Genomic DNA, 373 nt, shown 5'->3' with positions numbered 1-373 from the left:
GGTTAAGCACTGGCAACCTTTCAAGCTTCAGGTATGGATTTATTCAGGACGATCAAAGTTTCTATCTCAGAGAACGATATAAAACGACGAATGGTTAAAGACTACTATTTGTATAGAAGTACGACTTTTAAGTCGATAATCACGAAGAAACTGGCATGAGCCAGACTGAAAAATTCACTTATCAAGCTTTGGAGAGCCGCACCAAAGCTTTAGCAACAGCGCTGGGCTTTAGGGATAAGTCAACGCTGGAGCATTCTGATCGGGTACAAACCATGGCGACTGAACTGGCTAAAGCCGCGGGGTTATCTGAAGGTGATATAAGCGCTCTGCGCATCAGTTCAAAATTTCATGACATCGGCAAAATCGGAATTCC

Annotated in this window: 1 protein-coding gene; it reads left to right on the top strand. The window is 43.4% G+C overall.

All coding sequences use genetic code 11. The features are described 5' to 3' along the window. Positions 1–155 precede the first annotated feature (155 nt). Positions 156–373 (top strand): HD domain-containing protein (locus tag QWI17_RS18155; RefSeq protein WP_368045366.1); only part of this gene is annotated, 218 nt, incomplete at its 3' end.

This window comes from Gilvimarinus gilvus (assembly GCF_030518155.1).
Classification (GTDB): Bacteria; Pseudomonadota; Gammaproteobacteria; order Pseudomonadales; family Cellvibrionaceae; genus Gilvimarinus; species Gilvimarinus gilvus.
This window is presented reverse-complemented; position numbering and strand designations above follow the sequence as displayed.